Origin of the sequence: Clostridium chromiireducens (genome assembly GCF_003575225.1) — a bacterium.
GTDB classification, from domain to species: domain Bacteria; phylum Bacillota; class Clostridia; order Clostridiales; family Clostridiaceae; genus Clostridium; species Clostridium chromiireducens.
The window spans coordinates 445,700-471,147 of record NZ_QXDJ01000003.1 but is presented as its reverse complement, the minus strand read 5'-3'; the positions used below and the strand labels follow the sequence as shown (position 1 = coordinate 471,147).

At 30.1% G+C, this 25,448-nt stretch carries 25 protein-coding genes; 18 read left to right on the top strand and 7 right to left on the bottom strand.

Annotation, left to right across the window (positions count from 1 at the left end; genetic code table 11):
* Positions 1-285: 285 nt before the first annotated feature.
* Positions 286-1,749 (top strand): multicopper oxidase domain-containing protein, encoded by a 1,464-nt coding sequence (locus tag D2A34_RS13565; RefSeq protein ID WP_119366974.1) that lies wholly within the window; start codon positions 286-288, stop codon positions 1,747-1,749.
* 426 nt (positions 1,750-2,175) lie between these two features.
* Complete coding sequence (locus D2A34_RS13560) at positions 2,176-2,361, top strand: hypothetical protein (RefSeq protein WP_119366973.1); 186 nt, start codon at positions 2,176-2,178, stop codon at positions 2,359-2,361.
* Here the strand turns inward: D2A34_RS13560 and D2A34_RS13555 are convergent.
* Positions 2,334-2,894: a TetR/AcrR family transcriptional regulator gene (locus D2A34_RS13555; protein WP_119366972.1), complete on the bottom strand. Its 561-nt coding sequence runs from the start codon at positions 2,892-2,894 to the stop codon at positions 2,334-2,336. The genes D2A34_RS13560 and D2A34_RS13555 overlap by 28 nt on opposite strands.
* Positions 2,895-3,010: 116 nt before the next feature.
* On the opposite strand from D2A34_RS13555, the gene D2A34_RS13550 reads away from it, so the two are divergent.
* From D2A34_RS13550 to D2A34_RS13510, 8 genes are all read left to right on the top strand, one after another.
* Positions 3,011-3,769 (top strand): EFR1 family ferrodoxin, encoded by a 759-nt coding sequence (locus D2A34_RS13550; RefSeq protein WP_119366971.1) that lies wholly within the window; start codon positions 3,011-3,013, stop codon positions 3,767-3,769.
* A 206-nt stretch (positions 3,770-3,975) separates the two neighbouring features.
* Positions 3,976-4,641, top strand: coding sequence for a hypothetical protein (locus D2A34_RS13545; RefSeq protein ID WP_147357742.1), 666 nt, complete (start codon positions 3,976-3,978; stop codon positions 4,639-4,641).
* A gap of 402 nt (positions 4,642-5,043) precedes the next feature.
* Positions 5,044-5,367 carry a hypothetical protein gene (locus tag D2A34_RS13535; protein WP_147357741.1) on the top strand — a complete coding sequence of 108 codons (324 nt, stop codon included), beginning with the start codon at positions 5,044-5,046 and terminating at the stop codon, positions 5,365-5,367.
* A 402-nt stretch (positions 5,368-5,769) separates the two neighbouring features.
* Positions 5,770-6,030 carry a hypothetical protein gene (locus D2A34_RS13530; protein ID WP_119366968.1) on the top strand — a complete coding sequence of 87 codons (261 nt, stop codon included), beginning with the start codon at positions 5,770-5,772 and terminating at the stop codon, positions 6,028-6,030.
* A complete protein-coding gene (locus D2A34_RS13525) occupies positions 6,023-6,433 on the top strand; it encodes a retropepsin-like aspartic protease (protein WP_182629379.1) in 411 nt (136 codons plus the stop codon). The genes D2A34_RS13530 and D2A34_RS13525 overlap by 8 nt, the downstream gene beginning before the upstream one ends.
* Before the next feature lie 482 nt (positions 6,434-6,915).
* Positions 6,916-8,196 (top strand): sensor histidine kinase, encoded by a 1,281-nt coding sequence (locus tag D2A34_RS13520; protein ID WP_119366967.1) that lies wholly within the window; start codon positions 6,916-6,918, stop codon positions 8,194-8,196.
* A complete protein-coding gene (locus D2A34_RS13515; RefSeq protein WP_119366966.1) occupies positions 8,189-8,851 on the top strand; it encodes a response regulator transcription factor in 663 nt (220 codons plus the stop codon). The genes D2A34_RS13520 and D2A34_RS13515 overlap by 8 nt, the downstream gene beginning before the upstream one ends.
* A 107-nt stretch (positions 8,852-8,958) precedes the next feature.
* The gene (locus D2A34_RS13510) at positions 8,959-9,726 is read left to right on the top strand and encodes a hypothetical protein (protein WP_119366965.1); all 768 of its coding nucleotides are present in this window, start codon (positions 8,959-8,961) and stop codon (positions 9,724-9,726) included.
* Positions 9,727-9,871: 145 nt separating this feature from the next.
* Here D2A34_RS13510 and D2A34_RS13505 read toward each other — a convergent pair whose 3' ends face one another.
* On the bottom strand, positions 9,872-10,810 hold the full coding sequence (locus D2A34_RS13505; RefSeq protein WP_119366964.1) for an FAD:protein FMN transferase: 939 nt from the start codon (positions 10,808-10,810) through the stop codon (positions 9,872-9,874).
* Positions 10,803-11,750 carry a LysR family transcriptional regulator gene (locus tag D2A34_RS13500; protein ID WP_119366963.1) on the bottom strand — a complete coding sequence of 316 codons (948 nt, stop codon included), beginning with the start codon at positions 11,748-11,750 and terminating at the stop codon, positions 10,803-10,805. The genes D2A34_RS13505 and D2A34_RS13500 overlap by 8 nt, the downstream gene beginning before the upstream one ends.
* Before the next feature lie 442 nt (positions 11,751-12,192).
* Here D2A34_RS13500 and D2A34_RS13495 point away from each other — a divergent pair, with 442 nt between their 5' ends.
* From D2A34_RS13495 to D2A34_RS13465, 7 genes are all read left to right on the top strand, one after another.
* A complete protein-coding gene (locus D2A34_RS13495) occupies positions 12,193-12,792 on the top strand; it encodes an NADPH-dependent FMN reductase (RefSeq protein ID WP_119366962.1) in 600 nt (199 codons plus the stop codon).
* A 14-nt stretch (positions 12,793-12,806) separates the two neighbouring features.
* Entirely contained in the window at positions 12,807-15,230 is a 2,424-nt protein-coding gene (locus tag D2A34_RS13490; RefSeq protein WP_119366961.1) for a flavocytochrome c, read from the top strand.
* 405 nt (positions 15,231-15,635) lie between these two features.
* Positions 15,636-16,004, top strand: a complete 369-nt coding sequence (locus tag D2A34_RS13485) for a DUF1304 domain-containing protein (RefSeq protein ID WP_119366960.1) — start codon at positions 15,636-15,638, stop codon at positions 16,002-16,004.
* A gap of 82 nt (positions 16,005-16,086) precedes the next feature.
* Positions 16,087-16,737 carry a DsbA family oxidoreductase gene (locus D2A34_RS13480; protein ID WP_182629378.1) on the top strand — a complete coding sequence of 217 codons (651 nt, stop codon included), beginning with the start codon at positions 16,087-16,089 and terminating at the stop codon, positions 16,735-16,737.
* Between the two features lie 214 nt (positions 16,738-16,951).
* Positions 16,952-18,271, top strand: a complete 1,320-nt coding sequence (locus D2A34_RS13475) for an SEC-C metal-binding domain-containing protein (protein ID WP_119366958.1) — start codon at positions 16,952-16,954, stop codon at positions 18,269-18,271.
* A 390-nt stretch (positions 18,272-18,661) separates the two neighbouring features.
* Positions 18,662-19,270, top strand: coding sequence for a hypothetical protein (locus D2A34_RS13470; protein WP_119366957.1), 609 nt, complete (start codon positions 18,662-18,664; stop codon positions 19,268-19,270).
* A 355-nt stretch (positions 19,271-19,625) separates the two neighbouring features.
* Positions 19,626-20,024, top strand: coding sequence for a hypothetical protein (locus D2A34_RS13465; protein ID WP_119366956.1), 399 nt, complete (start codon positions 19,626-19,628; stop codon positions 20,022-20,024).
* A 68-nt stretch (positions 20,025-20,092) separates the two neighbouring features.
* Here D2A34_RS13465 and D2A34_RS13460 read toward each other — a convergent pair whose 3' ends face one another.
* Positions 20,093-20,659, bottom strand: coding sequence for a TetR/AcrR family transcriptional regulator (locus D2A34_RS13460; protein WP_119366955.1), 567 nt, complete (start codon positions 20,657-20,659; stop codon positions 20,093-20,095).
* Between the two features lie 159 nt (positions 20,660-20,818).
* On the opposite strand from D2A34_RS13460, the gene D2A34_RS13455 reads away from it, so the two are divergent.
* Positions 20,819-21,781: a ketopantoate reductase family protein gene (locus D2A34_RS13455; RefSeq protein WP_119366954.1), complete on the top strand. Its 963-nt coding sequence runs from the start codon at positions 20,819-20,821 to the stop codon at positions 21,779-21,781.
* Between the two features lie 428 nt (positions 21,782-22,209).
* Here the strand turns inward: D2A34_RS13455 and D2A34_RS13450 are convergent, their stop codons facing one another.
* The 3 genes from D2A34_RS13450 to D2A34_RS13440 all read right to left on the bottom strand — a co-directional run bounded on the left by D2A34_RS13450 (position 22,210) and on the right by D2A34_RS13440 (position 25,068).
* Positions 22,210-23,460, bottom strand: coding sequence for a sensor histidine kinase (locus D2A34_RS13450; protein WP_119366953.1), 1,251 nt, complete (start codon positions 23,458-23,460; stop codon positions 22,210-22,212).
* Positions 23,450-24,103 (bottom strand): response regulator transcription factor, encoded by a 654-nt coding sequence (locus tag D2A34_RS13445; RefSeq protein ID WP_119366952.1) that lies wholly within the window; start codon positions 24,101-24,103, stop codon positions 23,450-23,452. The genes D2A34_RS13450 and D2A34_RS13445 overlap by 11 nt, the downstream gene beginning before the upstream one ends.
* 431 nt (positions 24,104-24,534) lie before the next feature.
* Positions 24,535-25,068, bottom strand: a complete 534-nt coding sequence (locus D2A34_RS13440) for a hypothetical protein (RefSeq protein WP_119366951.1) — start codon at positions 25,066-25,068, stop codon at positions 24,535-24,537.
* Positions 25,069-25,448 lie beyond the last annotated feature (380 nt).

Genomic DNA, 25,448 nt, shown 5'->3' with positions numbered 1-25,448 from the left:
AGAAGATGAGAATTAAAATATGCATCCAAATGAGTGGGTGCATATTTTTATATCAAGTTCAATCATTCTTCCTTCACAAAAACCCCCGGGGGTTTTATGAGCGAAACGAATTTGCTACGGGAAGGCTGACACCACTTATCAAATAAGCATAATGATAGATTGTATTGAATTAAATGTCATTTTTTCTGGTATTGTTAAGTTGAACATAATTACACTTTTATTATTAAGTGCATATAATGAAGTAACCAAATGAAATACCAAAGTTAAGTACTAGGAGATGATGAAATGAGTATTAGACATTATGTTTTATTAGCTACAGATGGATTTATAAATTTACCTTTAGATGATCAGCTATGTACTACCAATAGAGAAAAAGTTTATATCTTTGGATTTACAGGTGGACTTTTAGAAGTAGATGGAAAGAAAATAAAAGAAAATGAGTATCTAGATTATAACGATTCGAATAACTGGAATAAGATCTTAGATAAGAAAGGTACAGCTACTATTCCAGGTCCTATGATTTGGGGAGAAGTGGGTGATAATATATATATTACTCTTATTAATATTGGGATGAAAGAACTTCCAGATTTTATGGACCTTCACACAGTTCATATGCATGGTGCCCACGTTGCTACGCAATTAGATGGTTTTCCTGAAAGTTCTTTTGGTGTTCCTATGTGGGAAAATACAGCCGAAGCACCACCTAATGCAACTTATTACTTTCACCCAGAAGATCCCGGAACCTTAATGTACCACTGTCATGTAGAAGCTTCTGAACATGTTCAAATGGGAATGTATGGGGCATTAGTAATATATCCTTCTATGGGAAGTTTGGCTAAAAACGGAATTACGAAATGTGGTAAATGTGGCTGCTGGAAACTATATGGAGAGGAATTATACCATATTCCTAAAACAGCTACAAATAGAAATTTTGCTTATAACAATATTCATAGTTATTTTGATAAGGAATATGTGATGCTTCTATCTGATATAGATTCAAGATGGCATCAAAATGTTTATGATCAAGGTCAGCCAAATCCTCCTGCTCCTTTTAATCCAGTAGATTTTAAACCAGACTTTTGGCTAGTTAATGGAAGAGCTTTTCCTGATACACTTACCCAACATCCTTTAACTCCGGATGCTGGAAGTAATTCAAATCTTACGCAAATTAACTATGAATCTTATGTCCATGTAAAAACTAATGAAAAATTCTTACTACGAATGATTAATATGGGATACCAAGTGGTTCCATGGCACATTCATGGCTGGCACTTTATGGTTGTAGGGAAAGATAGCCATTTAAGTCCATTTTTAGCCTTTGCTGAGGCTCATAAACACATTAATCACCAATTAACAGAAATGGGATTTACTAATACTATTGGATCGGGAGAAACCTATGATTTAATTATTAGCGCGGATGATAAGAGAAAAGTATACAGAAATTATATTGTGAATGGTCAAGATGGATTCCCTTCCCTTTGCGAGCAGCTTAATGTGATTTCTGGAATTGATAATAATGCTATTTTTGATATTCCAGAAGAACCAATAAACTGTAAGGACCCAAATTCAATAAGACTAATAAATTATATAGAAATTTGTGCTCAGAATCCTAAAAATCCAAATGATAAGTTCTTTCCACAATTCTATCCAATGCATAATCATGATGACTATAAAGTTACTAATAATGGAAAATATCCAGGTGGACAATTAACAATGATTCAAGTAGATAGACCAGATAATAAAATGTAGAAAGAACTTTAGTGTGTTCAAAAACTTAATCTTCTAATTTAGGAATAATTTTAATTAAAAAGCAGGGTTAATTTCTTCTCGAAAAAATTAACCCGTGTTTTTGAAATGACAGTATAAGTAACAATCTAAGGCTGAGTATTATAAATAGTAATTATAGCAACAATAATATTAGTTGGTTGTTCAAGTGCAAAGAATAGCGTTGATAATTCTGGTAAACCTAATGTTAACTATACCGTTAATGAAAATGCCTCATTAAGTAGTAATCAACAATCACAGCCACAATCAGAAGATACATCCCCTGAAATTAAAGATACAAATAGTAATATAAATTCTAACTTACTTGAAAGTATAGATACTACGAAAAGCCAATTTGAAAAAGGATATTATGATTATAATGGCACAATAAATAATAACATTCCAATTAGAATGAGTATTTATCCATTAGAAAAAGATATAGTTGGAACATATTATTATGAAAAACATGAAAATGAAATGAAGTTAAAAGGAAAAGCAGGAGAAAAAATATTAAATCGGTATTTCACCCAATCCCATGATAAAGGATATAATTCATTGGCACTAATGAATTATATAAAAGAGATTCTAGCAATATGATTTGAAAGTCGCTCATGAACCATTTCTGCCATCTTCTCGTCACTTTCTATCATGCCATTTTTGCACCATGATATCAATACATTAAAAAAGCCTCCAGCAATGAAGTCAATATTATATTTTTCAAATTCAGGAGAGCAGTCCATGGTGCATGTTATAGCAGTAGATAAGATATTAAGAAATTCAACAGATCGTTCAAGTATTAAATGGGTTAATTTAGATCGAAGTAGGTTCTCAATAAATTTTTGTTGTTGTCTAAAATAATAAAAATATAATCGCGTCATTTCATAATTACTTATTTCTTTATTATTTAAAAGGGTTGAATATTCTTTAAAAATGTCATCCAGATGATCAATAATGATATCCTCCATTATGCCGTAATTACGATAAAAAGCCATTCGTGATACACCAGCTTTTTGTGATACTTCGGTAATAGAAATATTCTTAAAGTCCTTTTTCTCCATTAAAGTCATAAGAGCACCAAAAATACTCTCTTTTGTAATCTTATTCTGTTCAGTATTATATTTATTAGTCATAAACAATTTTCCTCCTTTTGTAACAGCTAGCCTATATTCACTTGAATTATTTAAGTGATCAAATTATACTATAACCCATAAGAGGTTACAAGTGAAACATCTGAAAGGAGAGCGTTATGAAAATATTTTATTTTACAGCAACTGGCAACAATTTATATGTGGCAAAGAGAATTGGAGGGGAAAGTTATTCTATTCCTAAGTTAATGAAATTAGGACAGTTTGAGTTTGAAGATGATAAGATTGGTATTGTATTCCCAAGTTATTATGGAGGGGTTCCTAAAATTGTTGAGGAATTTTTAAATAAAGTTAAACTAAAAAGTAAATATATTTTTGCCGTAGTGTCTTTTGGATCTCTTTCAGGAGCAGTCATACCTGAGCTTTTAGAAATCGGAAAAAGAAATCAAATCCAGTTTTCATACATTAATGAAATACTTATGGTTGACAATTACCTCCCAGTGTTTGATATGGCTAAAGAGATGAAAAAAGAGCCAAAGAAAAAAATAGAAGAAAGTCTTGCGCAAATAATTAATGATATCCAGGTTAAAAAAGTATATATCAAGAGACACGCTGCAGTTATAAGATCTATTGAAGCAATATTAAAAAAGGTTCATTCTAAGAATAAGGCTAACGCTGAATATGATAAGAATTTCTATGTAGAAGATACCTGTAATAGCTGTAAAGTTTGTGAGAAAGTTTGCCCAGTAAATAATATAAATGTAGATACTAAACCTGTTTATAAAGGAAATTGTGAGCAGTGTTTAGCCTGTATTAATCATTGTCCACAGAATGCTATACGACTTAAACAGGAAAAAAGTAAAGCTAGATTTATTAATAAAAATGTTAAATTGAAGGAAATAATAGAGGCAAATAATTAATCTATTCTAGGTGGTAAAGGAATGTTTGATTATAGATAACCCAACTATAACTTAGACTTATGCATATAACCAACCGAAAGAGAAGGTACTCTGTTTCTGGTATAGTATAATGTCCTGACAAGGTACCTTTTGAGATGTTAAATTATGTAACATCTTAATAGAATTAATCATGTATTGAACTATACCGAAGATTTAGGAGGTATAGTGTGATGTATGATTTAAAAGAAAAAATAAAAACGGTGGAAATAAATCTGCCAAAAGGGAAAGTAGTGATTGTTCTACCAGAAGATGTACCTGTAGATTATTCAGAGATTAAAAAGATTGAGAAGCAACAAAGAGAAGCTGATCTTGGGAACTCTAACGGAGTTCATGCAACAATTTCATTAGCTTCTGTAAGTGGAGATTTACTTCAAACTTATAGAACAACTGATGAATTCTTTCTATATTTCAATTATATATCAGGAACTGTAGTCCTAAAGTCAGAACATTTACTTGCAAGGACCTATGATATGAATTTAAATGTAATAGATACTAAGATAGTATCAAAAGTAGTAATGTCATTAAAGGACTTTATTGCTGCTAGATTTAATTTCTTATCCTTACCGTCTCAAAACCCACAAAATGCACCAATGCATGTAAATGAAATATGGGTTGCTAACAATGCTATTGTTTATAACACAAGAAATGTGGATGATATCATGTTTTTAGGGCATAAGGGAATTGGTCTTGTTACTACAGAGGAAACTGCGCTCTTTACAGTTTTGTATCAAAATGGCAAGGTTACAGCGGAGAATGTTTCTACTTTCATGATTATTTCTACAAAGCGTTTAACCACTTATTTATGTAACGCAATAGATACTAATTTATCATAAAAGAAAAGGGGCTATTGCAACAGCCCCCGTTATGAAAATATTAGTTTTCTAAATTCCAATTTTCTCCTGTTGCATATGTTGAAACTCCATCTTTTTCGCTAGTTTCATATATAGTAACGCCTGTTGAAATTAAGTTATTGTAAGCAGAATTTTCATCTTTCGAGTTATCTACATTTATGAATTGACTTCAATAAATGAAAAACTTAAAGCAAATATAATAGGAATTAGTATTAGTGATTTTATTATATTTTTTTGCATTTTTACTGTTGCCTCTTTAATATTTGTAAAAAGATAATACTAAAATTTAAAACAAGTGAATTTGATTTAGATTTTCCAATATCAAATTTATTCAATCAGAACAAGATTAATTTAGAAAGAGATAATGAATTTTTAATAGAGATTATGCAATCAAATCTAAGTAATAGAACTATATATGCTTTTGTACATTATCTTGAAAAAAATTCAAAATCTATAGTAGATTATAAAAATATAATCTTATCAATGAGTTGTCATTTACTTAGCAATGATAGTGAAAAATTAATAGGATATTGGGGAATAGAGGATGAAATTTCAAAGTTAATTATAGGATTATACGATGAGAGCTCAACATCTTTAGAACCTCAATTAATTGAGATATCTAAAAAATGTCTTGATATCTGGGATTTAATGTTTGAGAAACAAATAGGTTCAATTAGAATGTTAAGTCAAAAAATATTTGAGAGATGATGAGTAGATTACAAATGATCATTAAAAAATTATTTTAAAAATGGGCTTAAATATGTAGTAAAAGTAATTTGCGATAAAAATTCTGTATAAAGAAGATTTGGTGGATTTCAAAGGTCACGCTTCGCCTCCACCATATAATCACGGAGATTGTGATACAATACAAAGCCACTGATTTAAGTGGCCTTCAGTGTTTTATAGGAAAAACTGTGGTAGAAAATTTTGAGTTTTAGATTAGATTTATAGAATTTTATGTTAGAAATGCACACCCCTAATGTTTTTGGAATTATGGGTGTGCATTTTGAGGTGTGATGTGCACTTTTTAACGGAATTAATTAATGAGATGTGTTCAAAATATAATTATAGGATATAATTAAGATAAGATTAGCGAGAGGGGTCATTAATATGAAGTATAGTGATGCAAGAGAAGTTTATAAAAATAAGTGGATACTATTTGAAGCTATTTATGCTTATTCAGAAGCAGGAAAAAGAATTGTAACTGATTTGGCAGTTATTAAAAGTTATGATAAAGGAAATGATGCATTAAAGGATTATGCAATTTATCATAAGGAAAACAAACAAAAAGAGTATTATGTTTATAATACAACTCATGAAACTTTGGAGATAGAGGAAAGGGCTTGGATAGGAGTAAGAATAAATGGTTGATTTTGAGTTTAAATATGGATTACCATTTTGCAAGATAGAAGTAATTCATAATAATAGAAGACTTACATTAAATAATGTTCTTATAGATACAGGTTCTGGAGGCACATTATTAAAAATGGATAGGGTAGAAGAAATTAATATAACTATAGATATGAATGATTCAATTGAAACTATACATGGTGTAGGGGGAAGTGAGTTTGTATATAAAAAAATTATCGATGAAATTAAGCTTGGTAATTTATATAATAGAGATGTAAAAGTAGAAATTGGGATTATGGATTATGGATTTGAGATTGATGGAATAATTGGAATAGATTTTTTAAAACAAGTTGGTGCAATTATTGATTTAGAGAAAATGAAAGTATATAGTAGCAGTGATAAGGAAAATAAAAATGTTTGCTAATACTCTCACCCAGTATAAGGCAACATATCAATATAAGGGATATACCTTTTAACAATACTCATACAATTAAGTGATAATAGAATTAATAATATATTAATTAAGTCGCTAAATTGTATTAAAATTATAGAGATTAGACATAAAATCCACGACAATTTGTATGTGGCTTAAATAGCTGCTTACAGGTGTTCGTGGTTTTTTATTGCCACATGGTAGCGCACAATCAAACCCATAAAAATCTAAAAATCTATAATTTGGATTTTTTGGAGTATTTTATTTATGCTATACTAATTATAATCCATCTTTAGCAAGTGATGGAGTTGATTTTATAAATTAGGTTGTTAATATCGACTGAAAGAGCATAAGAATATCAAAGTATTGAATAAAATTATATAAATAATTTTGAAGAACTTTAAGATATTTAAATGAAGATTTTAAGTTAAGAATATTTTTATGCAATTAATATTATAGACAAGAGGGATAAGATGAATCAGATGGATGAATTATTATGGAAAAATGAAATAGAGACAAATAAAACAGTATCAAAGGCGATGCGTATTGTTTTGTATTTTTGCTTTGCAGCAGGATTTTTAAATTTAATTCATGTATTTGATGCAGTGCAGAATGTTATGGTAAAAATGAATGTATTACTTACAATTCCTCTTTTGCTGCCAACAATTTTAGTAGATATATTTGAACTTAAGAAAGTATGGATAAAGTATTTGATTCTTACTTGTGCTGTGATTTCTACAGGAATATGTTATACATTATTAACATTTCAAACAGTTTTAATGTTTGTTATTCCAACAATATTGGCATCTATGTATTTTAGAAAAAAACAGCTTATAGTAGTGATTATTGAATCAGTATTTAATATAGTGATAGCCCATTTACTTAGCTTTTATTTTTTGATGGAACCATGGGTTGAACCCTTTACTGGATTAAAAAATATAATGCTATATGGAGCTGTGCCAAGAATACTTCAATATTTATGCTGTGGAAGTTTGTTTTATATATTATGTAATCGTACTTCTGGACTCATGCTTAATTACCATAAGTTCATAAAAGATAAAGAGGTTTTTGAACTGGAAAAATCTATTGCTCTGCAGAAGATAAAATATGAGGAGCGGGAGCAGGTAAGCAGAGATATACATAATAGCGTTGGTCATACAATAATGGCAGCGATTATGAGTTTGGATGCGGCAGAAGCAGTCTACAATAAGAATTCTAAAAAAGCAATGGAAAAAATAAAATTTGCTAATATAAGAATGCGTGAGAGTCTTGAAGCAATTAGAAAAGCAGTACGTGGGGTAAACACAAAAGAAAATGGACAAACCATAGAAGATGTGATGAAATTGATAAATATAAATATTGATAAATTAAAAGAGGATTTTAATATTAAAATAAGAGCCAAAATCGATTATAGTGAACAGCAATTAAAAACGCAGAGTATTTGTATCGAAAGAATTGACTTCTTAATAGGAGCATTGCAGGAACTAGTTACAAATAGTGTAAAACATGGAAATGCAACGGCTATTATTGTTATTATAAATATAGATAGAAATAATATAAATATAATAGTTCAGGACAATGGAACAGGTATAGAAAGTATGAGAAATTATGAGGAATTATTGGACTCTGGATTTGGAATTAAAAAAATTAGAAACTACTTAATTTCTATAGGTGGGATTTTAAAAATAGAAAATCAAGAAGGACTTCTGGTAATGCTAATAATTCCAACAAGAGCAGGTGATAAGAATGAATAAAATTAGAATACTGATAGTAGATGATGAAAAACTTCTTTTAGAAAGCCTTGAGTTAATCCTATCTATGAATGAATCTTTTACAATAACAGGATTAGCACATGATGGAAAAGAAGCATTAGATATTTTAGAGAAAGAGCAAGTAGATATAGCATTAGTAGACTTAAATATGGAGGGAATGTCGGGACAGGAATTGATATTAAAGGTAAAAGCAACATATCCTAAGATGAAAATACTTGTTTTGACAACTTTTTATGATGAAGAAAACATTGCGAAGGCAGTGATGCATGGGGCGGATGGATACTTATTAAAAGATGCAGGAACAAAAGTCATTGTCCAAGGAATTTTTAATGTTATGAATGGTCAAAGCATGCTTGATAGTAAAGTAATGACTGCATTAGCAAATATAATGTTAAAATGCTCAAATGAAAATATGGATAAAAACAAATACCACAACGTTGACTTATTAAACAATTTAACTGAAAGAGAAATAGAGATTTGTCAGTTGCTTTCTGATGGATATACAAATTCTCAAATATCAGAATTCTTATATATTTCTGAAGGTACAGTAAAAAATTATATAAGTACTATTTATGATAAAACGGAAATAAAGGATAGGACCATGTTAGCCTTAAAGCTTGCAAAAATATTTTCTTAATAATTAAACATGACCAGAGTCATATGAAAATAATGACTCTGGTTACTTTTTTATGAATGATATTTTAGTTATTCTATAGAAAATGAAGAAGAAATGAGGAAAAAGAAATGAAAAGAAATAAATCAGTTAAAGTATTTGGAATTATTTTTGTGATAGCCGCATTACTTATTTTTATTAATCTTATTCCAACTCTTAGATTAAAAACATCAAATATGCATATTATTGAAGGGGAATGGGTGAATGTTTATTATGAAGATGAAGAGGCAGCAGCTAAGGATGTTTTTCAGTTAGCTAATGCAAGAGCTGGTGAATTAGCTAAAAAATTAGGGTTTAGTAAAAAGCAAAATATTAATATTTATATTTATGACCATCAGTCTACAATGCAAATGAAAAAATATGGGCTAATAGGGCCAATGTTAGGGCTAGACTGGTATATTGGTGACAATATAGGAACTAATGTTATACTGACATCTCCTGCAAATCCAGGAAAGGTTCATGACTATGATAATAATAAGCAAGCTGCTTTACATGAAATGGTTCATGCCTACGTAAGCATAATAAATCCACATATCAGATTATGGTTAACTGAAGGAATGGCTTTATATTTATCCAATGCAGAACCTTTTTACAAAAAATATACCTACAATATGCACATTCCAGCTTTTTCAGAAATTAAGACTAGCAACCCAGTTAAATTTTCTAATATGGGAGGATACACCTTTGCAAATACCTATATAGAGTATATAGATGAAGAATATGGATGGGAAAAATTAATGGCAATAATTAAAACAGAAGACTATGAAACGGTATTTGGAAAATCTGATGAAGATATATACAATGAATGGGTGGATTATATTAAAAATTATTATCAGTAAAATAATTAATATAATTGAATTTTCTAAGTGGTGGATTTCAAAGGTCACGCATCGCCTCAACCATAAATATTCACAACCGCCTGTAGGTACCTTAAATATCTACTTACAAGCGGTTGTGTTTTTTGAAGAGTAAGGGTAGGGAAAATTACATTGTTAATGGAGATATTTTTCCTAGAAGATTATCTGTATGGGCCAGTTTTCCATCCACAGTTATTACAACAGCACCCATACCCTTAATTCTATTAACTCTATGAATAATTGAAGCAGCATCTAATCCAAACAATTTTGTAGTATATATATCGCAGTCTATGGATTTATCAGCAATAATAGTTAAAGAAGCTATATTACTTTCTATTGGGTAGCCTGTTTTGCTATCAAATATATGGTGGTATTTACGTCCATCCTTTTCGAGCACTCTCTCATATATTCCTGAGGTTACAACGGATTGATCTTTTATTTTGACAAGTGCCACTGCATTTCCTCTTGGTAGAAACGGATTTTGTATTCCAACATTCCAGTCACCGCTGTTTGATGGTGATTCTCCAAAAACTAGAACATTGCCGCCCATATCTACCATAGCTGAAACAGCTCCATTTTCCTTAAAAAATTCCATAACTTTATCAGCAAAATAGCCCTTAGCTATGGCTCCAAGGTCTATTTCAATGCCTTTTTTTAAGAAATAGACGGTCTTTTTTTCATCATCTAGTTGTATATTTTCAGGCTTTAAAAGTTCCAGTACCTTTGCTATAGATTCTTTATCTGGTACATGTGCCTCCTTAAAACCTATTCTCCATAATTTTATTAATGGTCCTATTGCAATATTTAAATATGTATTCTCACATAGACTATGTTTTTTTCCTATTTTTATCAGCTCGTATAGCTCCGCATCCACTTCTTGCGGAGCCAATGAAGCTATTTTTTTAAGCATTGCAAGCTGTGAGTTATCACTGTTGGCACTAAATACTTCTTCATAATGAATCAGCATATCACAAGCCTTTTCTGCAAGTTTTTCAGTAGCCTCTCCCTTTATATATAGAGAGATTTTTGTTCCCATAAGATATATTATCTTCGTATACTCATTCATCTTGATCTCCTACAGTGTAATTATTTTGCCCATGAATTAGAAATGCATCTATAAGGTCTTTATCAATATCAGTTAGTTTTCTTTCACTATGATATGCTATAAAATAATCTAAATTCAGCTCATCAATTGGAATTTGATATATGTTGTATTCAGATGGGCACTCCTTTACATAGACGCTTTCTGGTATAAAGGTCAGTCCCAAATTACTCGCTGCAAGGTTACGTGCAGTGTTGATTTCGGTGCTTTCCATTATGACTTTTGGTTCCACCTTATAAACGCTTAATAACTGATCTATCTGCTTTCTTATAGCAGACCCCTTGGAAGTTAGTATCAGCTTTTGACGCAATATATTGTTTATGTCGATAGTTCCTTCTGGAATAATGGCGATGTTTTTCTGATATAAATCACAGCAGCGAGGAATAATAGCACGGTATCCGTGTCTGCCCCAAGTAATCGAGCTTAAGTTCGGAGAAATATTTCTTGAATTTTGTCCAAGCCAAAAATCCAATTCACCATTCAGAATGAGTTTCTCATTTTTTTCTGGTAAAGCCTCTGAAAGCTCTATTCGACAGTTTGGATGTATATCCAAAAACTTTGGTAAAAAAAGAGGTAAAAGGTAGGTTCCAAGGCTAGGAAGCACTCCTATCTTTATAACTTTGCTATCTATATCTGAAACAGCTGATATTTCCCTAAGGAGCCTCGCATAATTATTTTCTATTGAAGTTAAATACTGATAATATATCTTCCCCTGCTCGGTTAATCGATAGGGAAGCTTGTTACGACTTATAAGCTCGCAGTTTAACTGACTTTCTATCCTTTTAATAACCTGTGTCAAGTGAGGTTGAGAAATATAAAGTGATTTGGCAGCCTTGCCATAATTACTGTGCTTTAAAATGGCATCAATATAATACAAAATATCCTGAGAATAGTATTTTGACATTTAATTCATCCTTTTGTGAAATAATTAGGCACATGAAAATAAATAACGAGTCCCAAATAGCCTTGCAAGTGGACTTGTTATTTATCAGATAGTGCCTTACTCATTTAATCTTGTGTTCGATTATAACAAATATGTTATCAAACTTCAATAAATAACTATTAGATATAATATATTTAACATGTTAAAATTATATCAAAGAATTACTAAGGCACAATCAAATAAATAACAAGTCCATCTGCTAGCCTATTTTCCATCATCCTGCGTCAGCAAAATGTCATAATAGCCCGCTATGATGGCACTTTGCTTTATTGCCTGATGAAAAATATGCACCTTAGAAAAAGTGCGAAGCACATTTAAGAACATTCCATAGCAGCTTTGGACTTATTATTTATTTTCATGTGCCTTAAATTATGAAACTTTGAAATACAGAAAGGGGATTACTATGAAGTATTTAGCAATTGTAGGCACTAACTCAGACGTGTCAACTAATCGTATGCTGCTTCAATTTATGCAAAAGCATTTTTCGAATGAGGCAGAGATGGAACTATATGAAATTAAGGATTTACCTGCCTTTAATGAACCAGAGGATTCTGATATTCCTGAAAAGGTAGCAGAATTATCTGATAAAATTTTAAAATCAGATGGAGTAATAATAGCAACTCCAGAGTATGATCATGCCATACCTGCGGTTTTAAAGAGTGCTCTTGAATGGATTAGTTACACTAGTCAGGCACTTACTGACAAGCCTGTTTTAATAGTTGGGGCTTCTCTTGGTACACTTGGTTCTTCTCGTGCACAGGCACATCTTAGACAAATACTTGATTCACCTGAGCTTGCTGCAAGAATCATGCCAAGCAGTGAATTCCTTTTAGGAAAATCACAGGGGGCATTTGATAGCGCAGGGAATCTTATCTATTCAGATAAGCTATCAGAACTTGATGAAATTTTCAGAGAGTTTCTTCTATTTACAGATATTACATCAAAACTTTTAGCAGAAAAAGTTTTACATAAAAAAGTTAAAAAATTCACTTGGGAAGAGTAGGAGGATTAATATCAATGAAATTTATAGCAATTGTTGGAACTAGTGCAAAAAGATCATATAATCGTAAACTACTTCAGTTTATGAAAAAATACTTTGAGTCAAAGGCAGAAATAGAGATACTTGAGATTACAGATGTTCCTATGTTTAATCAATCTGATAATCAGTCCTCAAGTGAAGTGATACAGATGTTTAATGATAAGATTACAGCAAGTGATGGTGTTATTATAGCTACTCCTGAGTATAATCACTCAATTCCATCTAGTCTTAAAAGCTTAATTGAATGGCTAAGCTTTGATCTTCATCCACTTGCTGGCAAACCAGTAATGATCCTTGGAGCTTCTCTTGATGTTCAAGGTTCTTCTCGTGCACAGCTACATCTTCGTCAAATCTTAGATGCACCAGGTGTTGATGCAAATGTAATGCCAGGATATGAGTTTTTACTTGGAAGCGCACACAAAGCATTTGATGAGGAAGGTAATCTAAACAATGAAAGAACCATAGACTTCCTAGAAATATGCTTCCTACGTTTTATGCGTTTTGCAAAGATTTCAAATCAACTCAACGAAGAAGAAGAGTTTACATTTAACCCAGGAGTATATGAGGTAGATGCAATAGGTCATAGTGGAAGTCTTCCAATAAAAGTATCTTTTAGTGAGAACAGAATAGAAAGTATAGATATAAATACAGAGGGCGAGACAGAAGGACTTGCAGATGTAGTTTTTGTAAGAATACCAGATAAAATAATTGAAGGACAGACATTAAATGTTGATGCTCTTTCTGGTGCTTCGGAAACTAGTAATGCTGTATTAGATGGTGTAGCCAAAGCAGTTAAGCTTGCAGGAGTTAACCCTGACATACTTAAGAGACGTCCAAAGCCTGCTAGCAGTCTTATAAAAGAAGACGAAGAATATACTTGTGATGTAGTAGTTGTAGGTGGAGGCGGTGCTGGATTAAGTGCAGCTGCAACAGCGCTGCAAAATGGCAAAAGTGCTATTGTTCTTGAAAAATATCCAGCAGTAGGTGGAAATACCATACGTTCAGGTGGTCCTGTCAATGCTGCAGATCCAGAGTGGCAGATGCAGTTTGAAGAAAATAAAGGAGAAAGACATACAATTGAAGAACTACTAGATACAGATGAGAGCTTAATTCATCCAGAATATATAGATGATTTCCGTGCACTTAGAAAAGAGTTTTCTACTTATAAGGAAAAGTTTGGCGCACAAAAGGGACATCTATTTGACTCTCCACTACTTCACAGAATGCAAACATATTTTGGTGGTAAAAGAACTGACCTTAATGGCAACACCATATATGGACAATATGACCTAGTAAAGATACTTACAGACAGAGCTTTAGAAAGTGTTAAATGGCTAGAAGAAATAGGGGTTGAGTATGATAAGAGCATAGTATTTGCTCCTGTTGGTGCGCTTTGGCGTCGTGGTCATAAGCCTACCAAAAGCCATGGCTCATCATTTATACTTGCACTAACAAAATATGTACAAGATAACTCAGGAAAAATCATTACTGATAGCCCTGTAAAAGAATTTATCATAGAAGATGGTGAAATAAAAGGAGTTATAGCAACTGGTGTTAATGGACAAAAGATAACTGTTCATGCAAAAGCAGTAGTGCTTGCAAGTGGTGGTTTTGGTGCAAATACAAAGATGCTAAAAGAATACAACACTTACTGGAGTGAAATTGCTGATGATATAAAAACTACTAATTCATACGCTATGACTGGTGATGGAATATTGCTTGGTAAAACTGTAGGTGCAGCACTTACAGGAATGGGCTTTACTCAAATGATGCCTGTAGCTGATCCTGAAACTGGTGAGTTATTCAGTGGAGTTCAAGTACCTCCTGAAAACTTTGTAATGGTAAATAAAGAAGGAAAAAGATTTATTAATGAATTCTCTGGAAGAGATGTTTTAACAAAAGCTGCTATTGACCAAGGTGGTTTATTCTACCTTATAGCTGATGATGAAATAAAGAAAACTGCAGCTAATACAAGTCAAGAAAAGCTAGACCGTCAGGTAGAAGCAGGTACTTTATTTAGAGCAGATACCCTAGAAGAGCTAGCAGTAAAAGTTGGTATGGATCCTTCAGTTCTTGTAGACACTATTAATAAATATAATTCATATGTTGATGGCGGCTTTGATCCTGAATTCCATAAGGATACATTTAGTTTAAAAGTAGAGAAAGCACCGTTTTATGCTACTCCAAGAAAGCCAGCAATTCATCATACAATGGGTGGACTTAAGATAGACACTAAAGCCCACGTATTAGATGAAAATGATAAACCAATTAAAAATCTTTATGCTGCTGGAGAAGTTGCTGGAGGTATCCATGCAGGTAACCGTCTTGGCGGTAATGCATTAACTGATATATTTACCTTCGGAAGAATTGCTGGTAAAACTGCAATTGATGAAATGAAATAGTTAATGTTTAGATAAAGATACAAAGACGAAGAGCCGATAACACGCATAAGTGAAAATGCTGTTATAGGCTCTTTCTCTTATTCTTCATTAGATATTGTACATTTGATACGATACGGTTAGCTTCCATCATGAAACCCACGAAAATCTAAACTGATTTTTGTGTTTTTTTATTTTAAAGAAATGAATTCATTATAAAAATTAAGTTTTTCTTTTAAATGTTCGGTAGAGTATACATGATATCGAAAAAGGTAAAAGGACTGCAGATAAAGAATAATTGCTACTGAAGTTATATACTAATTACAGCAAAAAATATATTGACAAGTACAATTGTATTTATTACAATTAAATTGAAAGAAATGGATACTTACAAGGAAATAAGATTATGGATGTGCAAAGGAGGATATTATGCAGATTGTCCTAGATATTTTAGTCATTGCAGTAGCAATTGAACATATTTTTATAATGTTGCTTGAGATGTTTTTTATTAATTCATCAGTTGCTAAAAGAACTTTTAATATAGATAGTAAACTTCTTGATAAAAAAGAAGTAAGAGTTATGTTTGCAAATCAAGGATTATATAATGGCTTCTTAGCTGCAGGATTATTTTGGAGCTTTTTTATACCAGAATCAATGTCAACTCAATTAAGATTTTTCTTTTTAGGATGTGTAATTATTGCTGCTATATATGGAGCAATTACATCCAACAAAAATATTTTTATAAAGCAAGGTGGTTTAGCCATATTAGCAATAATTCTATTAATTTATTTAATGTAGGAATTAACATGAGAGAATTAAGAGAAGGTTTGATTTTTAATTAAAATTTTATAATAAAAATACTAGGAAGGAAGTGTTAGAAATGAAAATAGAAGTATGGTCTGATTTTATGTGTCCATTTTGCTATATAGGCAAAAGGAGATTAGAAATTGCTTTAAATAAATTTGAACATAGGAATGAAGTTGAATTAGTTTTTAGAAGTTTTGAGCTTGATTTAGCAGCTAAAAAGAAATTTGATGGAAATATTCATGAAATAATAGCAAAAAAGTATGGCATATCAGTAGAGCAGGCTAAAGCATCAAATAATCAAATTGTTGAACAAGCTAAGGCTATTGGTCTTGACTATAATTTTGATAATTTAATCCCAACTAATACTTTTGATGCACATAGGATAACACACTATGCAAAAACAGAAGGAAAGATGAATGAATTATCAGAAAGAATTTTAAAAGCATACTTTATAGATTCACTAAATATATCTGATTATAAAGTATTGGCTGGCCTAGCTGGTGAAGTTGGTCTTAATATTGATAAAGCTTTACAAGTATTGGAATCAGATAAGTATGGAGCGGAAGTGAGAAAGGACGAAGAAAGTGCCTCAAATCTTAAAATAAACAGTGTTCCTTACTTTGTATTTAATAATAAATATGCAATATCTGGTGCGCAACAACCTGAGTTGTTTTCAGAGATATTGGAGAAAGTAAGAAAAGAAGAACTCTCATTACCAGTATAGAAATTTACAGTTGATTTCTTAAAAAATTAATAAATAACTAAGACTTGGCTATTTCAAAATAGGAATTTAATTTCAATTTTGAAATAGCCTTTGGTATTTTAACAGATAAAATAGAAAGTACTAATGAGTTATTGACTTAAATTTAATTTATATATAAAATCAAATTTGTACTTAAGGATTAATTTGATTTTATATACAGAGGAGATAGAATTGTTTGAAGAAAAAAAATGATTATAATGAACAAATAAAAAATGGAAAAGAGAATACAGGTAAATGCATTGAGATGAAAAAGTGCAATGAAGAGGAAATAGAAAATAATAAATGCAAAAACTGTGGAGAACAAGCAAGTTATTTTAGTGATGAAAATAATGGTTGGCTATGTGAGGATTGCAGGAGCATAGAAGATGGGTTAGATAAACTCGCTAATAAAATAGAGAAAAAGCTAAGTAAAAGAGTTTATTCTTTTGATTTAAATGAATTAATAAATTGTTTATCTAAAGATGAAATATATAATATAGCAAGAAATCTTGGAGTAAATAAGATATCAGGTTTAAATAAAGAAAAATTAATTGAAACATTACTTAAAGAATATAAGAATTTGGTTGAAAAAAGAGCTTTATTCTTTGACGAAGAAAGATATAAGATTTTAAAAAGTTATGTGGATAGCAAAGGTATAAAACTTTTTGATGATATTGATGAAGATGAAGCAGATAAAAGCGTATATTTTATACAGCAAGGAATGCTCTTTCCAATTGTAAAAGATGGGATATCGATATTTTTAATGCCTGAAATGGTACAAAGATTAATCAAAGAAAGAAATAATATTGAATATAGACGTTTAATTAAATTCAATAGTGAAATTGTAAATATCTTTAGGGCAATGAATAAAGTATATGGTATTTTAAAACTAAAAGATGCTAAAGAGATAATAGAAAGATATTTAAATATAGAAAATTGTAAATTAGAAGAGTTAATTAGAGAGGCAACATATTACTACAATGAATATAGAGAAGAAGGAATGTTTATTGTTAATAATGAAATAGATAATTTTGATGAACTATTAAAGGATATAGATACAGAAAAAGATTTGAGTTATGCCATGATTTCGAAAGAAGAATTATTAAATATGTTAGAAGAAAATTGGGTTTATAATAGTAAAGCTGGAAAAACTTTTTATAAAGAGTTTACCAATATGTTCAGAGTAGATAGAGACATGTTAATAGCTATGATGGAAGACTTGATTTTTGATGTTCAAGAAAATGAACCTAAAGATGCAGTAGATAAAATGATAGAATTAATTAATATTGAAAATGAAGAAGCCAGATATGTTGCATCTAGTATGATGAATAAATTTGTTAAGAAAATTAGATTATGGAGATATAAGGGTTCAACCACTAATGATATTAAATCAAATGTAGTTAGCTTAAAGGCAAATAAGGATATAAAAAGAAATGATCCTTGTCCATGTGGTAGCGGGAAAAAATATAAAAAGTGTTGCGGTAAAGATGAGAAGGTTATTTATTTATTGGAATAATTATTAGATTACTTTAATTAAGGAACCAGAAATAAAATAACAAGTAAAGTATACAAAATATACAAGTATAATTATTAGTTATTTTTTTGACGGTTCCTTGTTAATTTGTAGCAACTTCAGCCCTTCGGACTTCAGAAGCACCCCTGAGGATCTTTGTAAAGAAAGAATGACTGAACTTGCTAAAAACGAAGAACCACTAATGTTTAAATTTAAAAGTTAAGTGATTCTTAAAGAAAAAATAAAATTTCAAGAAATTATTCATTATAATTGCTCCTTTTATTTTAGTGTGATAAAATTATCGCGTACCTTTATAATAAATTAATACAAATATTTTTACGAGTACAATTATTTTAATACATAGTATCTTAAAAGATACCAAGGAGTGTAAGCATGGAAGAAAACTTAAGCTTAGAAAATCTGAATTCAGAAGAAATATGGGAAAAGTTATATAACAAAGAATTAAATTGTAAGAAGAACATTTTAGAATATATTGATATTTCTAAGATACTAAAAAAGGGTGAAGCTGACCCAGAAAAGATTCAAGATACTTATAATTTTATCTATGATAATATTGAGAAGATGTCAGATAAAGTTAAACCGAATACTATTATGTATCTTCAAAATGAATTAAAAAATCAGTTTGGTAAATATGTAGTTGAAAAGGAGCCTAAAGAAGAAGATGCCTTTATAAAATTCTTTAAGGAGGCATACCCTGTAAAAGATAGAAGAAAAGATTTTACTTGGGTTATGATGAATATTAATAACATAGTAGAAGAACAAATTTGGACTACATTAATTCACATTAACAGAGAATATATATGTAAAAGAATTAAATTAGAAGCTGAAGAAAAAGAAGCTATAATTAAAATGATAGAAAAGGTAATTAAAAAAGATAATATAAAATATATTAATCAAATAAAAAGTTTAGATAAAGTATTAAATAATTTAAATATTAAAATAGTAAATGACAAGGATAAATTCAAGGTTAAAAAATTATAATTATTTAAAAAGAATTTTAATAATGCACCAGAGCATTGTTAAAATTCTTTTTTATTGATAAAGATTTTTAAAGCTGTAGTGATATTTTTTATGTGACAGATCACTTTTTATAGACAAGGTATAAGAATAAAGTTAAGTTAAATAATCTTTAGAAAATCCTTAGAAATATAGCAAGGTATTCTTTAAAAATTATGTTTATTATTGGAATATAGCCGGTAAAAATAAGATCTTTAGAAGGAAAGATGGCATAGTATTTATATGATTGTAGAATATCTATGATTTATTAAGAAACTAATACATGATTCTTTAAAACTGATTATATTTTTATCTCAATATTTTAATAAAGGAGGATATCATGAAATTAAATTCTTATCAAAAATCTTTTGTATGCATTATACTTTTTGTATTAATTACATTATTATCATGTTACACAGTTATAAAAGAAAATAATAAAACAACATCAATAACTAGGTGTATGAGTACAAATGGAGAATGGACAGATTCTTCAAAAATTCCTTATACAATTACTTTTAATCAAGGGGATACTATACGATTTAATTATAAATCAACTATTAAGGATGGAAAATTATTGCTAAGATTTGTTGATTCCCAAGGAAACTTAATATATGAGTTTGATACAGGGAAAAAGGGAGAAAAGGATATAAAAATAGAGAAAACCGACAAATATAATCTTTTTATAGAAGGAGATAAATTTAAAGGAAATTACGAGATAATATGTAAAAAACTTGAATAATAAAGTAGCAGCTTAGTATGCTACGTTCTACCTTTGAGCACTGCGGCTTATCAATTTAGAGAATGGGTTTATTTAACAGCGTTTATCCCATTCATAATAAAGCTAAGTGTTTTTTTTATATTGTATTCTTTATCATTTTTATTAAAATAGCAATAGTGAGCACAACCATATACTGATGATGAAATTAGTTGGACTAATATATTTGTGTCTTTAGAATCTAACTCATTTCTAATTGCCATACTATTTAATATTTTTTCAATAAGATTATCTATTTTATATTTTAATAAATTATCTACAGTAGAAGCTATGGATGTTGAATCAATTTTACGCTTTTGATAAAAAGAAATATAGTATTCATAAAGGAAGAAAATAAGTTCCTTTATAATTTCTTCATTTAAATCTGTAGCGTTTAAAATTTCTATTGGTAACATTTCTTCAAAACAATCTATAACAAGCTCTTCTAGTAAAATATATTTATCTAAATAGTGAGCATAAAAAGTTGCTCTATTAATTGTTGCTTTTGTTGTAATATCCTTAATAGTTATATTTTTAAAGTCTTTTTCCTCAAGTAATTTGACAAAAGCTTCTTTAATTAAATTTTTTGTTCTTACTGCTCTTGGATCTTTTTCATTCATAATTTATCATTAATCTCCTTTATTAACACAACAGATTTTATAAAATGTTGCTTACACAACACATAAAAAAATCTATTGGTTGTAGATATGTGTGTAATTAAATATTATATTAACATACACTTGCATTTTAAACAACACATGTATAATAGGAGGTATATTATGAAAATATTAATAATAGGCAGAGGAGTAATTTCAACTCAATATGGATGGGCTTTAGAACAAGCAGGCAATGATGTAACATTTTATGTTCGTCCAGGAAGAAGAGATCATTATGGAGATATAGTCAACTTAAAAATATTAGATGGTAGAAAGAATAAAAAGGGTGATTCCGTAAATAAAGCTTGGAAAATTAAAATGATAGAAGAACTGTCATCTAACCATGATTTTGATTTAATAATGATTAGCGTAAATCACAATCAGCTAAGTAATGTCATAAGTTATTTAGAGCCACGTGTTAATAATTCAACCGTTTTACTATTTAATAATATTATTGATGAACCATTAGATTCAATTGGATCAATTCCAAAGGAACAAGTTGTTTGGGGATTCCCTGGAGCCGGCGGATCTTTTATAAATAAAAACACATTAGATGGTGGATTTATGAAAAACATCTTTATGGGATTTATTGATGATAGTACAAATAGAAACAGGTATGATAAAGTAAATCGCTTATTTAAAAAAGCAGGTTTTGGTATATCTGAAAAGAAAGATATGCGTAATTGGCTATGGTTCCACTTCATAAGTAATGCAAGTATGATGTCTGCAGCTTCAAAAGTAGGCTCTTTAAATAATCTGTTTGACTCTACAAATGCTCTTAAGGATTTTACCTTAAGATTAAGGGAACTTATATCATTGATGGATGCTAAAGGATCTAAGGTTAGTGCATTAACAAATTTTGCAGTAAATTTACCTGCAGGCCTTGTAGCTTTTGTAATGAAATTAGCATTAGCAAAAGGGAATTTACCGAGAGAAATAATGAGAAGTGCTAGTGGGAGTGAAAGTCTAAAAGCTGAAAGCAATGTAATATTTGTACGCGATACTCTTGCTGAAGCACGAAGACTCGGGATATCCATTCCTAGGCTTGAATCTTTAGATTCACCTATTTATAAACAATTTTTGTAGTTCTCGTATATGACTTAAATGTATGTTTACAGGTGGTTGTGGGGCGGGGAAGGCTTATAGATAGCACAATCATAAACCATACTTAAACTTTAAAATATATCCCAACTAGAAATCAGTAATATACTTTTGTGAAATGTTTCATTGGGAATTTTGATGGTTGTGATTCTTAAGTGAAATTCCAAATCTACGATTTGGTGAATTGAACTTACTCAGGGAGTGAAGCGAGTCGAGTTTCCTTAAAGTTGTTCCAAATGTGCTTGTTTAAAAAGTGAGAGTCCAAATTTTACATTTGGATTCTCGAACTTTCTCTGTGAGCGCTTGTTCTTTTAGCAACTTCAGCCCTTCGGACTTCAGAAGCACCCCTGGGGATATTTGTAAAGGAAGAATGACTGAACTTGCTAAAAATATTATACGTTCTCAGTTATTATCTAGAATCCAGTAATTTTAAATTTAGTTCCTTTTCTTAGTTCACTTTCAACATTAATTTGAATATTATATTTATCAAAAATCTGCTTCGTAATAGCAAGTCCCAAACCACTTCCTCCCAGTACTCTGGAACGAGAAGTATCTACACAATAAAATGGTTCGAAAATATTGTCAATTTCATCTTTAGGGATTCCAATGCCTGTATCTGATATAATAATTTCATTAGTATTGCACTCAATTGTAATTTGGCCATTTTTCTTATTGTATCGAACTGCATTTTGAATTATATTTGAAAAAGCTCGTTCAAATAAAAATTTGTTGCCTTTAAAGTTTATCTCTCCATTTACTGAGATATTTAAATGATTTTCCTTTATATTATCAGAATAATCATTTAAAATATCTTTAAAAAATTTACCACTCGAAATCTCACAAACATCGTTCTCATTTGCAGACGCATTTAATGTTAACAAATCAGCAACCAAAGTACTCATCCTCTCAACATTTTGCTTTAGGACAGAAAATGTTTCTTTATACTCCTCAATTGTAGCTGCTTTTTCGCCTAATTCCATCACTTCTATATTGGTTAGCATAGAAGATAATGGTGTTTTTAATTCATGTGCTGCATTTTGTGAAAATCTTTTTTGACTTTCATATGATTTATTAATTTTTTGAAGCATACGATTAAATGATGTAGTAAGCTTTGCAATCTCATCTTTACTTTCTGGAAAGGGAAGTGTTATATTGAGGTTATTTTCATCAATACTTTCAACGGTTTCGCTAAGTGCTGTTACTGGCTTTAATGCACTTCCTGCTACATACCATACAAAAAATGCTCCTCCCAAAATAATTGCAATCATGTAAGCTAAACTTTCTTTTGCAAATCCAGTTTTAGAAGTCTCAAACAATTGAGTTGCCCGCACTGCACTTATTGCTGACGCTCTTTCTAATTCTTTTCCATCTTGATCATATACTTTTTCTGAATTTCCTGGTACAAAAGTTGCAGTTTCTCCATAATTGCCAGCAATTATCAGTGCTCCCTCTGGTTCTTTTCTTTCTTGGTCAGATGCTGAATATATAAATACAGAATCTGCAGCTTCCTTATATCCAATTGGATTATTTATATAATCAATTGGTACAGCAAAATTCCTTTCAGCATTAAAAACCGAGATGGTTGTTAAAATTATGCATATTCCCGTTAAAATAGCTCCTGTCAAAAAAGTTAGTCTTAATCTTAAGGATATTTTATTCCACATAGTAACCCTGTCCCCTTATATTCTTAATCATACCTTCTGGAAGTTTTTTTCTTAAAGAATTAATATGAACCTTAAATGCATTAGAAAATAAATCCGCTTCTCTATCCCATATATGCTCTATTAAATCCTCGCCACTTACTACAGAACCTTGGTTAATAACAAGATATTCTAATATTGCATATTCTTTTTTAGTTAACTCAATTTCATTTTCATTAAAAAAGACTTTTTTTAACGATGTATCAATTAAAATTTGACTACAAGTAATTTTTGTATCTTTCACGATAAAACTACGTCTAAGTAATGCTCTAGCTCTAGCTTCCAACTCTTTAAAATGGAAGGGTTTCGAGATGTAATCATTAGCTCCTAGATCTAATCCTATAATTTTATCTTCTACTTCACTTCTTGCAGATAGAATGATAACTTTAATTTCAATGTTTTCTTTACGTATTTCTTTTAGAACATCGATACCATCAATTCTAGGAAGATTTAAATCTAATATAATTAAATCATATGTAGCACTATAATACATTTCCAATGCTTCTTTACCATTGGAAGCAGTATCAACCGCATAACATAGCTTTGTAAATCCTTTTTTTAGAGCTGTTTGTAAGGATAATTCGTCTTCTATAATTAATATTTTCATAGTTTCCTCCATACACATAGTAAAATACTTAATTCCATTATAATAATATTATAGTTAAGAAATAGTTAAGAAATCAGCCAAAACTACTAACATCCTTGTTGCTACAGCATGTTTTGTAAACTTTTTTAGATTTATACAGTATTTTTTTAGTTTAAACTAATACTTACATTATAATATAATGCAACAATATTATCATTTTTTTTAAACATTAAACTAAATATAGCAGTTCTTCTAAGGGAACTGCTATATCATCTATTCTATATTTCGATTATCATATTATGCTGCTGCCTAAAGGCTAGAAGTAAATATTATAAATCTTATATATTCATTATTTCATACTTTTGCATAATTAATTATTTTCTATTGTTAACTCAAAGTTTGCATCTTTATTATCTAAGTATTAGTAGCTCCCGCAATATTACCTTCTTTTACTAACACTTCTCAATTTTTATATCTCCGTTCTCTGTCTTCTGAATTTCAACGGCCTTTGCAATCTTCCCATCATTTATTGCTCTTGCTTCAGTAGTTCCTGCTTCCATGCTTTGTGCTGCATCTGCTTTTACAATCTTACCTTCTTTAATTAATTCATCTATTATTTCATCTAATGTTTCTTTATTAGTTAAATCTGCATCTGAAGCATTAACCATTTTTCCACTTGCTTTGTCAATAATTTTAGTATCCTTTGTTATTAATTCTTTAATGTATTTTATAAATTCTTCATCATTTGTTGTTCGAGCCATAGTAATTTCTGAATTAGAGTTATCGCCATAATTTCTTATTATCACACCATCTTTCACTAATTTATTTGCAATTGCATCCTTACCATCAAAAGTAACTGTTGTCTTTCCCTCTTGAGCAACTTGAATATTTTCTTGGGATGCTGCAAAAACTGTTTGCCCTCCCATTGAAAGTGCTGCTAAAGTCAACATTAAAGTTCCTATTTTTTTTATTTTTCTATTTAACATAATAATTACCTCCAGATTTTTTATCAGTGTTGCAACCTGTGAGTACAGTATAACAAATAAAAAGTTAAGAATTGGTTAACCTGGAAATGGGATTTTAATATGTTTTAAAATACATATTCATTTTATCTATAAAAAAAATCCCCAAGCGGGGATTGTGAGTTTTGTGAATTTAAAACGGAGAAGTTTCATCTTCATCACACAAATATAAACCTTCTTTTGTTTATAGTGGATTTCAAAGGTCAAGCTTCGCCTGCACCATAAACCCCACAATTATCTGTATGTGGCTTAAATAACTGTTTACAGGTGGTTGTGGGGTGGGGTGGGCTATATGCATAAGTCTAAGTCATAGTTTGTTTATCTATGTACATTTGCAAAAGATG